This is a genomic window from Lactobacillus helveticus (assembly GCF_046109915.1).
GTDB classification, from domain to species: Bacteria; Bacillota; Bacilli; order Lactobacillales; family Lactobacillaceae; genus Lactobacillus; species Lactobacillus helveticus.
Genome location: NZ_CP151471.1, coordinates 1,526,075 through 1,542,281, shown reverse-complemented (window position 1 = coordinate 1,542,281; position 16,207 = coordinate 1,526,075). Strand labels below are relative to the sequence as shown.

Sequence of the window (16,207 nt, the reverse complement as noted above, 5' to 3'; positions counted from 1 at the left end):
AACATGCAATTAGCAGCATTAAAACACAGAACTGAAAGTGAAGACAGCTTTGTAATTGATGCGACTCATGTTCGTGTTCGTTTTCATAGCGCAAAGAATGATGTTGAAAAGGTTATTGTGCACTATTGCGATAACTATTTGCCATTAAACCAGGCTAAAACAATTGAAATGACTAAAATTGGTGAAGGCCAAGTCGAGGATCACTGGGGAGCCACCCTTGAGGCACCATTCCATCGTTTAAAGTACACATTTGAAGTAATTGGTAATGATGGAACCAGCGTTGTTGTAGGTGATAGGGCAATTAGCAGCGATGTTGAAAGTGCTCTGATGGAAGACGGATATTATTTTAAGGTGCCGTATTGTCATGATATTGATATGGTTAAGACACCAGAATGGGTAAGACATACTGTTTGGTACCAAATTTTCCCAGAGCGTTTTGCTAATGGTGATAAATCTAATGATCCTAAAAATGTAAAGCCTTGGAATCCTGAAGACCATCCTGGTCGAGAAGACTACTACGGTGGTGATTTGCAAGGTGTGTTAGACCATTTGGATTATCTAAAGAAGCTAGGAGTAAATGGCTTATACTTCTGTCCTGTTTTTAAAGCAGGGTCCAACCACAAATATGACACGATTGATTACTTGCAAATTGATCCGGAATTCGGTGATAAAGATCTATTTGCCAAGGTAGTTAATGAAGCTCATGCACGTGGCATGAAAGTTATGCTAGATGCGGTGTTTAACCACTTAGGTGATAAGTCAATGCAATGGCAAGATGTGGTCAAAAATGGCCCAAGTTCTCGTTTTGCTGGCTGGTTCCACATTAATGAATATCCGGTTGAACCATATTATGATCCATTGCAAGGTGAAGGAAATCCTCAATTTGATACTTTTGCCTTTGAAAAACACATGCCAAAATTAAATACTGCTAACCCTGAAGTACAAGACTTCTTGCTAGAAATAGCAACTTACTGGGTGAAATACTTTGACATTGATGCTTGGCGTTTGGATGTTGCCAATGAAGTGGATCATCATTTCTGGAAGAAGTTTCATAAGGCTGTGACTGATATCAAGCCAGACTTTTACATTGTCGGTGAAGTTTGGCACTCAGCTCGTCCATGGCTTAATGGTGATGAATTTACAGGTGTAATGAATTATCCATATACTTTGCAAATTGAAGATCATTTCTTTAAGCACAAGCTAACAGCTGATCAAATGACCAAGCGTTTAACTGATCAGCTCATGAAGTACCGTGATTCAACTAATGCAGCAATGATGAACATGCTTGATTCCCATGATACTGCTAGAATTTTGACAGTGGCTAACGGCGATCAAGATTTGGCTTTGCAGGCATTAACCTTTGAATTTGTGCAAAAAGGCAGTCCATGTATTTATTACGGTACTGAAATGGGAATGACTGGCGGCAATGACCCAGACTGTCGTAAGCCGATGGATTGGTCAAAAGAAGATGGACCTGTTTGGCAAAGAGTTCATGAACTGATTAAGTTCCGTTTAGACCATGATGAGACCTTCGGAAAGGGTACAATTAAGTTACACGTAACAAAAAATGGCTTGATTGAGGTTGATAGAGACGGAATTGAATCTGTTAAGGCATACTTTAATACCACCGATCATGATGTAAAAATCGATTGTAAAGATTCATTTAGTCAAGATTATCAAAATGGAGTATTGGCTCCAAAAGGCTTTGTAATCACGGTTCGCTAAAAGTTACTTTTAATAAGCATGAGAAAAGAAGGCAGATTAGGGTCTGCCTTCTTTTTTCATTACTAAATTCTGATACCGGTAACAAAGGTTTTGATATTGTAAACCGCTTTCAATTCGAAGATAATGTAAGCGTAAACAAAAGAGCACCTGATGTTGCGGGAGATTTAAAGTATATGAAACGAATTTTTGAAATTGATCCTTGGAAGATAATTACTCATAATTTCGATCCAGAAAATAAACGATTACAGGAAAGCATGACTGCAATCGGTAATGACTACATGGGTATGAGAGGAAACTTTGAAGAAGGCTATTCTGGTGATAGCTTACAAGGCACATATCTTGCAGGTGTTTGGTTCCCAGATAAGACTCGTGTTGGTTGGTGGAAGAACGGTTATCCTAAGTATTTCGGTAAGACACCTAACGCACCAAGCTTTATTGGAATTGGAATTACCATTAATGGTGAAAAGTTAGATTTAGCTAAAGTTAAATTTGATGATTTCGAATTATCACTTGATATGCATCAAGGCCTCCTTACAAGAAGCTTCATTTATGAAGGCAAGGACGTCAAAGTTAAATTTGAATTTGAACGTTTCCTTCATATTGTTCAAAAAGAAGCTGCTTTAATCAAAGTAAAGGCTACAGTGCTTGAAGGTCACGCTAAGATCGACTTCGATTCTACACTAGATGGCACGGTGGTAAACGAAGACAGTAATTATGATGAACGCTTCTGGTTGCCACTTGGTGAAGATAAAGATGCTAGAACAATCCAAGTAAAAACTAAAGAAAATCCTTATGAAGTACCTCAATTTACTGTTTTACTTAAGCAAAGCTTGCGCCATGATGGCGAATTTGTCGAAGGAACAGTATCAACTGAAAGTGCAAAATTAAGCGAAAAGCTATCAATTGAATTAGCTGAAAATGAAAGCTATGAGCTTGAAAAAGATGTCATCATTGTAACTAGTCGTGACGTCAAAGACAAGGATCAAGCTAATGTTGCAGCAGGTTTAATGAAGAAGCTTCAATCTAAGTCATTTGCAGAAAACTTAGCAGATCATGAAGCCGTATGGAAGAAGCGTTGGGACAAGTTAGACGTTGTCATTGCTGGTGATGATGCCGCTCAACAAGGTATCCGCTTTAACATTTGTCAATTATTTATGACTTACTACGGTGAAGATGAACGCTTAAACGTAGGCCCTAAAGGCTTTACTGGTGAAAAGTACGGTGGTGCTACTTACTGGGATACTGAAGCTTACATCGTTCCAATGTACTTATGTGTAACTGATCCAAGCGTTACAAGAGCACTTCTTCAATATCGTCACGATCAATTGCCAGGTGCTTACCATAACGCTAAAGAGCAAGGTTTACCAGGTGCGTTGTTTCCAATGGTTACATTTAACGGAATTGAATGTCACAACGAATGGGAAATCACTTTTGAAGAAATACATAGAAATGCAGATATCCCTCATGCAATTGCTATGTACACTGATTACACCGGTGATGATAGCTATGTTAAGAATGAAGGAATGGACGTTTTAGTTGGTACAGCAAGATTCTGGGCAGCCAGAGTTCATTGGTCAAAGTGGCGTAACAAGTACGTTATGCACGGTGTAACCGGTCCTAACGAATATGAAAACAACGTTAACAACAACTGGTTTACCAACACAATGGCAAGATGGCTTCTTCAATACACATTGAAGCGTTTGCCACTTGCTACGAAGGAAGCTCAAGAAAGAGTTCATGTCACTGAAGAAGAAAAAGAAAAGTGGCAAGACATCGTTGATAAGATGTACCTCCCAGAAGATAAGGAACGCGGCATCTTCTTACAACAAGATGACTTCCTAGACAAAGACATTCGTCCAGTTAGCGAAATTGAAGATCAACGTCCAATTAACCAACACTGGTCATGGGACAAGATCTTAAGATCACCATTTATCAAGCAAGCCGATGTTTTGCAAGGTATCTACTTCTTAAATGATCAATACACCAAGGAACAAAAGGAAAAGAACTTCGACTTCTATGAACCATTAACAGTTCACGAAAGTTCACTTTCACCATGTATCCACTCAATCTTGGCTGCTGAACTTGGCAAACAAAAGAAGGCCGTTGAGCTTTATGAAAGAACAGCTCGTTTAGACCTTGATAACTACAACAATGATACGGTTGATGGTTTACACATTACCTCAATGAGTGGTTCATGGCTTGCAATTGTTCAAGGCTTTGCAGGGATGCGTTACGATCATAATCAATTAAAATTTGATCCATTTGTTCCTGATAAGTGGGACCACTACGGCTTTAAGATTAACTACCGTGGTCGTTTGATTGAAGTTTATGTAGATCACAAAGAAACTAAGATTACTTTGCATAAAGGCGAAGACTTAGATGTTGTAGTTAAAGGAAAGAAACTTACTCTTAAAGAAGGTGAAACCCAGAATGCTTAAAGGATTATTGTTTGATTTAGATGGTGTTTTAACCAATTCAGCTAAGTTTCACTTAACAGCATGGAACAATTTGGCAAAAGAATTAGGCATCACTTTAACCGATGAGCAACTCAACAGCTTGCGTGGTATTTCAAGAATGGATTCGCTTGAATTGATTCTGAAATATGGTGGTCAAGAAGACAAATACACCGAAGCAGAAAAAGAAAAATTCGCTGCCGAAAAGAATGCCAAGTTCGTTGAACAAGTTGAAACGATGACGCCAAAGGATATCTTACCAGGTATCCCAGAACTTTTGGCAGATGCTAAGAAGCAAAACTTAAAGATGGTAATTGCTTCAGCTTCAAAGAATGCACCTAAGATTTTGACTAGATTAGGAATCATGGATGAATTTGATGGCATTGTTGATCCAGCAACGCTACATCACGGCAAACCAGATCCTGAAATCTATGAAAAAGCTCAAGCCATTGCAGGTCTCAAGACTGATGAAGTAATCAGTTTTGAAGATGCGGCAGCAGGTATTGAATCAATCAAAGCCGCTGGTCAATTTGCAGTCGGCATTGGTGATGAAAAGCTACTCAAGAGCAAGGGTGCAGATTATGTAGTTCCATCTACAGCTGACTTGAAGCTGAGTGAGATTGAAAAAGTTTTTGAAGAAAAAGAATAAAAACTAAAAGAGAGTAGGGGAAACAATGGTTGAGGTTGATTTAAACCATATTTACAAAAAGTATCAAGGTAATGATAGATATTCTGTAAATGACTTTGACTTACATATTAAAGATAAGGAATTCATCGTTTTCGTTGGTCCATCAGGTTGTGGTAAGTCAACTACATTAAGAATGGTCGCAGGTTTGGAAGACATCAGTAAAGGTACTTTGGAAATTGATCACAAGGTAATGAATGATGTCGCTCCAAAAGACAGACACATTGCGATGGTTTTCCAGAACTATGCTTTGTATCCACATATGACTATTTACGACAACATGGCTTTTGGACTTAAGCTTCGTCACACGCCTAAGGCTGAAATTGATGAAAAAGTTAAAAAAGCCGCTAAGATGTTGGGCCTTGAAGAATATTTGGATAAAAAACCAGGTGCTTTATCTGGTGGTCAACGTCAGCGTGTAGCTTTAGGACGGGCAATCGTTCGCGCAGTTCCTATCTTCTTAATGGACGAACCATTATCAAACTTGGATGCGAAGTTGCGTGTAACGATGCGTATCGAAATTGCTAAGCTTCACCAAGAATTGGGTACTACAACTATTTATGTTACCCACGACCAGACTGAAGCTATGACCTTGGCTGACAGAGTTGTTGTTATGTCTATTGGCCGAGTAGAGCAAATCGGTTCACCGCTTGAGGTTTACAACAAGCCAGTTAACATGTTTGTTGCTGGATTCATTGGTTCTCCTCAAATGAACTTCTTCAATGTTCACTATAAGGATGGACGAATTTCAGATGGTAAAGGTTTGAACATCGGTATCCCTCAAGGTAAAGCTAAGATACTTGACGAAAAAGGATACAACGATAAAGATCTTGTCTTCGGTATTCGTCCAGAAGATATTCACTCAGAAGAAGCATTCTTGCAAACTTGGCCAGATTCAGTAATTGAATCAAACGTTGTTGTTTCAGAACTTTTGGGTGCAACTATTCAACTTCACCAAGAAGTTGATGGTACTGAATTTACCGCGATTGTAAATTCACGTGATTATCATAAGCCTGGTGACAAAGTTAAGATGGGCTTCGATGTTAACAAAGCTCACTTCTTTGACAAAGACAGCACCAAGGCAATCGTTAACTAATTTTATTACAGCTTACAACCTTATGTAGCAAAGGCTACTGTTGTTAAGAATTATTTATTGTTTTGATTTTTTTGGGAGGAAAAGTTATGAAAATTTGGAAGAAAATGGCTTTAGGTAGTGCCGCTGTTCTTGCAGCAATGTCACTTGCAGCATGTTCAAACGGTTCATCAGATTTATCAAGTAGTAGTAACACTAGTTCAAAGAAAGCTAACTTAACTCTTTGGGTAGATACTGAACAAGTTCCTTATTACAAGCAAATTGCAAAGGACTTTACCGAGAAAAATAAGAACATTAAGGTTCGTGTTGTTCAAAGTCCTAACGGTTCAGCTAACGCTAAGACTGACGTTGGTAAGGACCCATCAAAGGCTGCCGATGTATTTGAAGTTCCTAACGACCAATTAGGTCAAATGGCTGAAGCTGGTTACATTAACCCACTTTCACCAGAAGCAACTAAGGACATTAAGGCAAACTACATCGATGTTGCTTCAAAGGGTGTAACTTGGAAGAACAAGGTTTACGCATTCCCATACGCACAACAAGCACAAACCATGTACTACAACAAGTCTAAACTCTCAGCAGAAGATGTTAAGGACTGGAAGACTTTAACCTCTAAGGGTGTTGTAGCTACTGACTTTACTAACGCATACGTAATGTGGCCAGTAATGTTCTCAGCAGGTACAAAGCTTTACGGTGCTAACGGTGAAGACCTTAAGGGTTCAACATTCGATTCACAAAACGGTGTTAACGCTTTGAAGTGGTACGCAGCTCAAAAGAACAACAAGGGCGTAATGCAAACTTCAAACGCTTTGAACCAATTAAAGAAGGGTCATGCACAAGCTATTCTTGATGGTCCATGGAACGCAGCCAACATTAAGAAGATCTTAGGCAAGAACTTCGCAGTTGCTAAGTATCCTAAGATTGAAGTTGGTGGCAAGAGCGTACAAATGGAAGCATTCCTTGGTATCGAAGGCTTCGCAGTTAACTCAAACACTAAGAACGCTAAGGCTGCTTCAGAATTAGCTGCTTACATCACTAACAAGAAGGCTCAATTGATCGCTCACAAGGAAGCTGGTCAAATCCCAGTACTTAAGACTGCTGTAAACTCAAGTGCTGTTAAGAATGACCCAGTGGCTGAAGCTGTAATTGAAATGGCTAAACCAGGTAACTCAGTATTACAACCTAAGCTTCCACAAATGGCAACATTCTGGAACGAATCAGCTCCACTTATCAGTGGTACTTACGACGGTAAGATTAAGCCTTCACAATACAAGGCAAAGCTTGCTAAGTTGCAAAAAGATATTTCTAAGAAATAATTAAAATAATATTTCTTAAAGCATAAGCAAAGGTTGGCCGTTAATCCCAACCTTTTTGCCTAAGAAGGGGAGAAGTTATGTTTCTAAAGAAAAAGCATGTAGCTCCTAAAGCGACATATCGTGAAGTATGGTCTAAAGGTGATATTGCTACCAAGTTATCATTTTTCTTGATGGGTAGTAATGCCTTAGCCAACAAGCAATGGGTAAAAGGTCTTGCATTATTAATCTCTGAAATTGTATTCATTGTTTGGTTCATATTCAGTGGTATTTCAACTTTAGGTATCCTAGCTACATTAGGTCCTATTAAGAGCAAAAAAGTTGTCTATGACTCCGCTCAAGGTGTATATATTACGAAACAGCCTTCAAACTCAGTTTTGATTTTGCTGTTCGGTGTTTTAGCAATTATCTTATGTATTGCAATGATTTATCTTTATATTGTTAACTTAAGATCTACTAGACACAATTACATTTTGAAACGTGATGGCGAACATATTCCGACTAATATTGAAGAACTTAAGAGCTTGCTTGATACTCGTTTACATGCAACTTTAATGGTAATTCCATTATTGGGTATCTTGTTCTTCACAGTTTTTCCAACGGTCTTCATGATTTCAATGGCATTTACTAACTATGATCGTCAACACCCAATTGCCTTTTCTTGGACAGGGTTCCAAGCATTCGGTAATGTGTTGAGTGGTGACTTGGCTGGTACTTTCTTCCCAGTATTGGGTTGGACTTTAATTTGGGCCGTAGCTGCCACTGCTACTACTTTCTTCTTTGGTGTTTTACTTGCCATGTTGATTGAATCAAAAGGCATTAAGTACAAGGCCTTTTGGAGAACCGTCTTCGTAATCATTTGGGCTGTCCCACAATTCGTTTCACTTTTGATGATGGCTCAATTCTTAGACTATCAAGGTGCTTTTAACAACATTTTGATGAACTTGCACTGGATCAGTTCACCAATTCACTTCATTGATAACCAAGCTTCTCCATTAGTTGCGAGAATTACCGTTATTCTTGTTAATATGTGGATTGGTATTCCAGTTTCAATGTTGGTTTCAACTGCAATTATTCAAAACTTGCCAACTGATCAAATTGAAGCTGCCAAGATTGATGGTGCCAACGCTGCACAAATTTTCAGCTCAATCACTTTCCCACAAATTCTATTCGTGATGGCACCTTCACTTATTCAACAATTCATTGGTAACATCAACAACTTCAACGTTATCTTCCTGTTGACGGGTGGTGCACCAATGAACAGTAAGTATAACGGTGCCGGGTCGACTGACTTGCTGGTAACGTGGCTGTATAACTTGACGTTCGGTCAAGAGCAGCGTTATAACGCGTCAGCTGTACTAGGTATCTTAATCTTTATTATTAGTGCGGTCGTCTCGCTGATTGCATATCGCCACACTAATGCTTATAAGGAGGGCTAGAAATGAAGTCATATTCAAATCAAAGACGGCTCTCATTAATCTTTCGGTATATCCTGTTAGCATTACTTGCAATTATCTGGATTTTACCAATTGTGTGGATCGTCTTAGCAAGTTTTTCATACAATGATACTGGATTTGTTTCGACCTTCTGGCCAGAACAATTCACGTTGCAGAACTATATCGGTATTTTTACTAATCCGCAATACCCATTTGGTAACTGGATCATTAACACATTAATTGTTTCTCTTCTCTCAATGGTTATTTCAACATTCTTAACTATTTCAGTTGCCTATGTTCTGTCACGACTTCGCTTTAAGTTTAGAAAACCATTTTTGCAAATTGCTTTGGTTTTAGGGATGTTCCCAGGCTTCATGTCTATGATCGCTTTGTACTACATCTTAAAAGGCTTAAACATGTTAAACCTCTTAGGTTTGTTACTTGTTTATGTTGGTGGTGCCGGACTTGGCTTCTACGTTGCTAAAGGTTTCTTTGATACTATTCCTAGATCAATTGACGAAGCTGCTGAAATTGACGGTGCTACTAAGTGGCAAGTGTTCTTACACATTGGTTTGCCACTTTCAAAGCCAATGATCGTTTACACTGCTTTGACTGCATTCATCGCTCCATGGACAGACTTCATTTTCTCAGGTATTATTCTTTCAACTTCAGGAAATGCTAAGACTTACACTGTTGCTTATGGTTTGTACAACATGGTGCACACAGCCAAAGGTAACGCGACTGCATACTTCGCACAATTCGTTGCAGGGTGTGTAATCATCGCGATCCCTATTACTATCTTGTTTGTCTTCATGCAGAAGTTCTATGTTAACGGAATTACTGCTGGCGCAGATAAGGGTTAAGGTAAATATAAAATTGCTTATGCTAAAAAGCGCTTTGCTCGAAAGGGCAAGGCGTTTTTTGTACCCAAAATTAATCAATATGTTTTTGCTCCTTGCGTAACCGCTTTCGTGTTAGAATGAAGCTGAAAAAGAAACGAAAAAAGGGTTTCTCAAGGACATGAAAATGACGAAAATAAAAATTATTCAAGGCGATATTACTAAAATGAAGGCAGATGCCATCGTTAATGCTGCTAACAATTCTCTTCTTGGTGGCGTTGACGGTGCGATTCATGCGGCAGCAGGTCCGCACTTGCAAGAGGAATGTATGACTTTATATGGCTGCCCAACAGGAGAAGCAAGGATAACGCGTGGCTATAAGTTGCCAGCAAAATATGTAATTCATACAGTAGGTCCAGTATATTCGGGCGACTCAAGTGATGCGCATATGCTTGCATCTTGCTATTACAACTCACTTGTTTCTGCCTAAGCGATCTAATTCAGTGACCATTACAATATCACCCTCACGAATATAGGCCAACATTTTTTGCAGTTCTGGCCGATTAGTGTTAGCCCCACTTAATTTATCCGTAAATAGTTTATCAACGTCTCTTAAAGCCGCTAACTGTCGATCTAAATGTTGTCCCTTGGAACTCACACGCGCATAACCGATTTTAGCCATTTTCAGCTCTCCTTTTGGACAGCTCTAATGAACATTTGTAATTCCTAGTATAGCGCAGAAATAAAAACGGCCACTAGGGTATACCCTAGTGGCCGTTTTTGATCCATTATCAATGGCTTTTTAAATTAGGGCCTAGTACTTTTGGAATGGAAATACTTTCCAACACCAAAAATTCTAGACCCGATAAAATTAGTGATTTCCTGATAATTGAATGGAATATTGGTGGTGTTAATATGAGGAATCATGGTCAATATCTGATTATGATCAATAGGGATCATACCAACGTAGAAGTTGTTTAAATCAATAACGGTCAAAGAATTAGGAACACGCAGTTTAAGCGCTTCTTGGGCTAAAGCTTTCATATTATAGGCATTATTATCAGATATTAAAGTAATATCACTGCCTTCACAAAGGTAGAAATCTGCTGAAGCAACATTACCAAGTAGCTGAAAAGTTGACTGATTCATGATATCTCCTTGACTATTTACAAAAAAGTGCTTTATTTTGCAGAATTAGGCATGTCCTTCTTATTCTACAAGTATATAATTAAAAATAGGTTAGCTCAATATAATTGAACTGGAAGGAGTTTATAATGGGAGAAAAGAAATTACATTATAAAATGTATAAAGATGGCAAAAAATTCGTTTTTGCCGCAATCCCTACACTGTCTTTTTTTGCCTTCAGTGGGGTATCAACGGTAGCAGTTCATGCTGATACCACCTCAGGGAACTTAACTGCCGCCACTGTAAACAGCACTAGTGATACGAAGAGCGCTGTTTCATCAGCAGCTACTGTAGCAAGTAGTAGCAGTGCAACGAAGGCCGATTCAGCTAATGCCACCAGCACTAATGAATACTCTGCATCTGCAAGCAATTTAAGCAAGACAGGTGCAGCGAGCACGTCAAACAGCACTGCAGTTAAGACAAATGCAAAGTATGCAAATTCTGTGGAAACAGTGGATAATAACAAGCGTGGTAATAGAGAGAATACACATTCTATTAACCAAAGACGAATTGTCAAAAGAAGTGCAGTTGTTCCAAGTGCTGGTAAAATAACGATTAATAGAGATAATTTCACAGTATCTGTAACAGCCAGTGACGGAAGCACTATGAACAATGGCAGCTCATTCAATTTATCTGGCCAGTTAGCACACCTAAAGGCAATTAACCTAGGATTCACGCTAACACAAGATGGTACGTTAACTCCTGGATCAACTATTAAAATTCCAGTTAGTGTCACTAATAATTCATCAGCTCTAGTTAGTTCAGCACTTAGTTCAGGGACTAGCTTGGATATCCAAAGCGTTGGTACAATTAAATATCAGGCAGATGATCGCTATGGTACAAGTGGAAGCTATATTATTACTATTGGCGATAGTTTTGACCAAATTATCGGGAAAAAAGTAATTGCTGCTGTAACGGAGAAACCCGCTGAAACTGCTTCACTGGTTGCTACGAATAGTACTCAGAATATTGTTTTAACTATTGATGATAATACTTTTACTTTTGTGCCTGTAAAGAGAATTTACGAGAAGGATACTCAAAATTATAGCAGTAGTGATTATGCTTGGAGCCCTGCTGCTGATCAAATTAACACCGGTACTACTATTAAAGATCCTAACTATGTTAACAACATGCTGGAAAGTAATGGTACCGATGCCGGTAATACAAAAATTCCCATGGGCAACATTGTTAACATCCAGCGAGTGAAAACATCGGGATCAGCTATTACAAACATTCATTTGGGCAAATACTTGGGTACTCAAACTCTTCCAATTAGTGAAGATGGCACCTATTTAATCAAAGGTGATGATAGTGCTGACTCCAATTTTAAATCCGGTACGGGTGTGACGAATTTAAAATTGTAGTCAGCACTATTTAGTTATAAAATATGAGGTGTAGTTAATTTTTAGCTTATCCAAGCGAATCTACCCTAAATGTAGACAGGAAATTTAGATAGACTTCTAACATGACTACAAAATTTGTAAACTTTTGTAAAACTGTTAGAAAGGAAACATTTATAAAACATGACAAGAACAATTGCTCATAAACGCTTAGTTGTTGGAGAAAAAAAGCAAAGATTTGGCTTCCGTAAGACGATTTTAGGTCTCTGCGGGGCAATCTTGGGCAGTACCTTATTGATGGTGAATGTTGCTAATAACGCTAACACGGTACATGCCGCTGAATCTGATCCAGGCCAAGCAAAATCTGTACAAAGTGATGACAGTGCAGATAAAGAAGTTGCACAAACTAAAGCTGGTGCAGCTAAGGATAATGGCGCAAATACTGATGCCAGCAAAGATTCAGCTAAAACGCCAGTTGAAGCTAAGGGCAACGAAGGCACTAATACTGCTAACGGCTTAAACGGTAAAGCTGGCCAGCCTTTAGCTAAGAAAGAGGTGCCGCAGCTTGATTCATCTTTAAAGCAAGATGAAAAAGCTGGTGCAGCTAAGGATAATGGCGCAAATACTGATGCCAGCAAAGCTTCAGCTAAAACGCCAGTTGAAGCTAAGGACAACGAAGGCACTAATACTGCTAACGGCTTAAACGGTAAAGCTGGCCAACCTTTAGCTAAGAAAGAGGTGCCGCAGCTTGATTCATCTTTAAAGCAAGATGAAAAAGCTGGTGCTGATAAAGGCGCAACTGGTACTGGTGCAGATAAATCAGGTGCAACCGGTGCTGGCAAAGGCACGCAAGGTACAGGCACAGGCGCTGATAAAGGTGCGCAAGGCGACAAGTCAGCAGATGTTGCTGGCAAGTACGTACCAAACCAAAATCAAGTTACTACTCACTCTAAGGATACTCATAGTAAAGTAACTGGTAAGACCGATTCAACCAGTGCAAGCAGTGCCAGTGATACGAAGAGTGTTTTTCAGTTGCTAATGGCCTTATCATCTAATAGTGTCCAACCAGCTACCTCCATTAGTGATGATACTTATTTAAAAAATTTAGGAATTGATATTAACGACCTAAATACTAACAGTGTTTTAAAATTAGCTTCTCTGTTCCATATTTTTGCAAATCAAGCTAGTTTATCGGCGGATACTAATGGTAATTTAGCTGTTAAAATTTTAAATGGCTCTAACGATTTTGGTACACGTGGTGATTCATACAATTTAACTAGCGGTGATATTTATTACATTCAACAACTGGCCAAACATCTTCAAAGTAACGCTTTTAGAAATAAAACATCTAATCATGTAGTATTAGGTAAAGATGTTAATGTATCAATTGAAAATAACAAGGTCTTGATCAATGGTATCACTATGGATAATTTAAAACCTGAAGATGTTTATCAAGATACCAATGGGCGAACCTATATTGATTTTAGTGATGTATTTCAACAACTAGTAAAGGCATCTACCAGTTATGCTAGTACTCCTCAGTCAAAAGGTGTTATTTCAAATTATGATGACATGAATAATCGCTATGTTGATGTTTCGAAAGTAGCAACTGGAACACAAATTATTTATGTAAATGTTCCATTCAAATATTTGAGTGCTCCTCAGCCGATTACAATCAAGGGAATATCTCAAGAAGAAAATGGCCCCACTATCGTCATTAACGTTACTGATATTCCAAATGGTGATCAAAATATTTCTACACAAGTTCAATTAGATTATGATGATGGAACGAATTCTCTACCCAACAGTGAAGGGCATTCAGAGCCTAACCATGTATTATGGAACTTAGGTACCGGTGAACAAGTCTTCAATTTCAGCAGTGGTCGGTTTATGGGAAGCGTTTTAACACCTAATGCGACTATTAATGCTGGAGTTAACATCGATGGGAATATTGTTGCTAATATCGTTAATATAACCGGCGGTGAATCGCACAGATGGGATATTCATCCACAACCGACGAAGCCAGCTCCAACGATTACGACAGAGAAGAAGACAGTTAATGAGACCATTCATTATGTCTACAAAGATGGCTCAAAGGCAGTCGATGACCATGTTGCTAAGCCAGTAGAGTTCACACGTCAAGTCTCAACTGACGCAGTAACTGGGGCAAAGACGTATGGTGCTTGGTCAGCAGATCAAAGCTTTGATGCAGTCACAAGTCCTGAATTAAAGGGTTATACAGCTGACAAGGCGCAAATTGACAAGCAAACAGTTAATGGGGACTCAAAGGACTTAGAATTCACGGTTACCTATACCAAGAACGCTCCAACGATTACGACAGAGAAGAAGACAGTTAATGAGACCATTCATTATGTCTACAAAGATGGCTCAAAGGCAGTCGATGACCATGTTGCTAAGCCAGTAGAGTTCACACGTCAAGTCTCAACTGACGCAGTAACTGGGGCAAAGACGTATGGTGCTTGGTCAGCAGATCAAAGCTTTGATGCAGTCACAAGTCCTGAATTAAAGGGTTATACAGCTGACAAGGCGCAAATTGACAAGCAAACAGTTAATGGGGACTCAAAGGACTTAGAATTCACGGTTACCTATACCAAGAACGCTCCAACGATTACGACAGAGAAGAAGACAGTTAATGAGACCATTCATTATGTCTACAAAGATGGCTCAAAGGCAGTCGATGACCATGTTGCTAAGCCAGTAGAGTTCACACGTCAAGTCTCAACTGACGCAGTAACTGGGGCAAAGACGTATGGTGCTTGGTCAGCAGATCAAAGCTTTGATGCAGTCACAAGTCCTGAATTAAAGGGTTATACAGCTGACAAGGCGCAAATTGACAAGCAAACAGTTAATGGGGACTCAAAGGACTTAGAATTCACGGTTACCTATACCAAGAACGCTCCAACGATTACGACAGAGAAGAAGACAGTTAATGAGACCATTCATTATGTCTACAAAGATGGCTCAAAGGCAGTCGATGACCATGTTGCTAAGCCAGTAGAGTTCACACGTCAAGTCTCAACTGACGCAGTAACTGGGGCAAAGACGTATGGTGCTTGGTCAGCAGATCAAAGCTTTGATGCAGTCACAAGTCCTGAATTAAAGGGTTATACAGCTGACAAGGCGCAAATTGACAAGCAAACAGTTAATGGGGACTCAAAGGACTTAGAATTCACGGTTACCTATACCAAGAACGCTCCAACGATTACGACAGAGAAGAAGACAGTTAATGAGACCATTCATTATGTCTACAAAGATGGCTCAAAGGCAGTCGATGACCATGTTGCTAAGCCAGTAGAGTTCACACGTCAAGTCTCAACTGACGCAGTAACTGGGGCAAAGACGTATGGTGCTTGGTCAGCAGATCAAAGCTTTGATGCAGTCACAAGTCCAGCTATTAAGGGTTACACGCCAGATCAGGCTGAAATTGACAAGCAAACTGTGACTGGAGACTCCAGTGACCTTGACTTCACAGTGGTTTATACTGCTAATGGAAGCAGTATTCCTGTTAACCCAAATAAACCGGCTGAACCAAATAAACCGGCTGAACCAAATAAACCAGCTGAACCAAATAAACCGGCTGAACCAAATAAACCAGCTGAACCAAATAAACCAGCTGAACCAAATAAACCGGCTGAACCAAATAAACCAGCTGAACCAAATAAACCAGCTGAACCAAATAAACCAGCTGAACCAAATAAACCGGCTGAACCAAATAAACCGGCCAAGCTAAATAACCTAGGCAAATCAACTAACCCAGGTAAATTGGTCCAGAATAGTAATATGGCATCAGTGAGAAACAAAAAGCAGGCTAATGAAAATGAATTACCTCAAACTGGTGAAAACAATAGTCAAAGTCAAACAATGTCATTTATTGGTATTTTGTTGGCAATGTTTGGAAGTTTATTCGGTTTTCTTGGTATCAAGAAACATCGTAATGATTAACCATTAAATAAATATATCTGTAGTGAATATAGATTATTTAAAGAAGACCCTGAAGAATATTATTATTCTGGCTCTGTGTCAAACATCCTAAAGTAAGAGGTATCAAGATTGTGACGACAATCTTGATACCTCTTTTACTATACTTAAATTGAGGTTGAGGTCGTCAACATCAGTG

10 protein-coding genes and 2 pseudogenes are annotated in these 16,207 nt (G+C 39.1%); 10 read left to right on the top strand and 2 right to left on the bottom strand.

Annotation, left to right across the window (positions count from 1 at the left end; genetic code table 11):
• Positions 1 to 3 precede the first annotated feature (3 nt).
• From AADV52_RS07840 to AADV52_RS07805, 8 genes and pseudogenes are all read left to right on the top strand, one after another.
• Entirely contained in the window at positions 4 to 1,725 is a 1,722-nt protein-coding gene (locus AADV52_RS07840; RefSeq protein WP_014919566.1) for a glycoside hydrolase family 13 protein, read from the top strand.
• Positions 1,726 to 1,898: 173 nt separating this feature from the next.
• Entirely contained in the window at positions 1,899 to 4,163 is a 2,265-nt protein-coding gene (locus AADV52_RS07835; RefSeq protein ID WP_409044992.1) for a glycoside hydrolase family 65 protein, read from the top strand.
• Entirely contained in the window at positions 4,156 to 4,827 is a 672-nt protein-coding gene (pgmB, locus tag AADV52_RS07830) for a beta-phosphoglucomutase (protein WP_003630508.1), read from the top strand. The genes AADV52_RS07835 and pgmB overlap by 8 nt, the downstream gene beginning before the upstream one ends.
• A 25-nt stretch (positions 4,828 to 4,852) precedes the next feature.
• The gene (locus tag AADV52_RS07825; RefSeq protein WP_014919564.1) at positions 4,853 to 5,959 is read left to right on the top strand and encodes an ABC transporter ATP-binding protein; all 1,107 of its coding nucleotides are present in this window, start codon (positions 4,853 to 4,855) and stop codon (positions 5,957 to 5,959) included.
• A gap of 86 nt (positions 5,960 to 6,045) precedes the next feature.
• Entirely contained in the window at positions 6,046 to 7,272 is a 1,227-nt protein-coding gene (locus AADV52_RS07820; RefSeq protein ID WP_014919563.1) for an extracellular solute-binding protein, read from the top strand.
• Between the two features lie 77 nt (positions 7,273 to 7,349).
• Entirely contained in the window at positions 7,350 to 8,708 is a 1,359-nt protein-coding gene (locus AADV52_RS07815; RefSeq protein ID WP_014919562.1) for a carbohydrate ABC transporter permease, read from the top strand.
• Positions 8,709 to 8,710: 2 nt separating this feature from the next.
• Positions 8,711 to 9,568, top strand: coding sequence for a sugar ABC transporter permease (locus AADV52_RS07810; RefSeq protein ID WP_014919561.1), 858 nt, complete (start codon positions 8,711 to 8,713; stop codon positions 9,566 to 9,568).
• A gap of 163 nt (positions 9,569 to 9,731) precedes the next feature.
• A pseudogene (locus AADV52_RS07805) lies at positions 9,732 to 10,022 on the top strand (macro domain-containing protein); the annotation flags it as partial.
• Here the strand turns inward: AADV52_RS07805 and AADV52_RS07800 are convergent.
• Positions 10,023 to 10,226 (bottom strand): annotated as a pseudogene (locus AADV52_RS07800) (recombinase family protein); the annotation flags it as partial.
• 125 nt (positions 10,227 to 10,351) lie between these two features.
• Positions 10,352 to 10,693 carry a hypothetical protein gene (locus AADV52_RS07795; RefSeq protein ID WP_014919559.1) on the bottom strand — a complete coding sequence of 114 codons (342 nt, stop codon included), beginning with the start codon at positions 10,691 to 10,693 and terminating at the stop codon, positions 10,352 to 10,354.
• Positions 10,694 to 10,818: 125 nt separating this feature from the next.
• Between AADV52_RS07795 and AADV52_RS07790 the strand changes: the two genes are divergently transcribed.
• Together AADV52_RS07790 and AADV52_RS07785 are read left to right on the top strand one after the other, a co-directional pair.
• A complete protein-coding gene (locus tag AADV52_RS07790) occupies positions 10,819 to 12,093 on the top strand; it encodes a KxYKxGKxW signal peptide domain-containing protein (RefSeq protein WP_014919558.1) in 1,275 nt (424 codons plus the stop codon).
• Between the two features lie 159 nt (positions 12,094 to 12,252).
• Positions 12,253 to 16,032, top strand: coding sequence for a mucin-binding protein (locus AADV52_RS07785; RefSeq protein WP_409044991.1), 3,780 nt, complete (start codon positions 12,253 to 12,255; stop codon positions 16,030 to 16,032).
• The last annotated feature ends 175 nt before the right edge of the window (positions 16,033 to 16,207 follow it).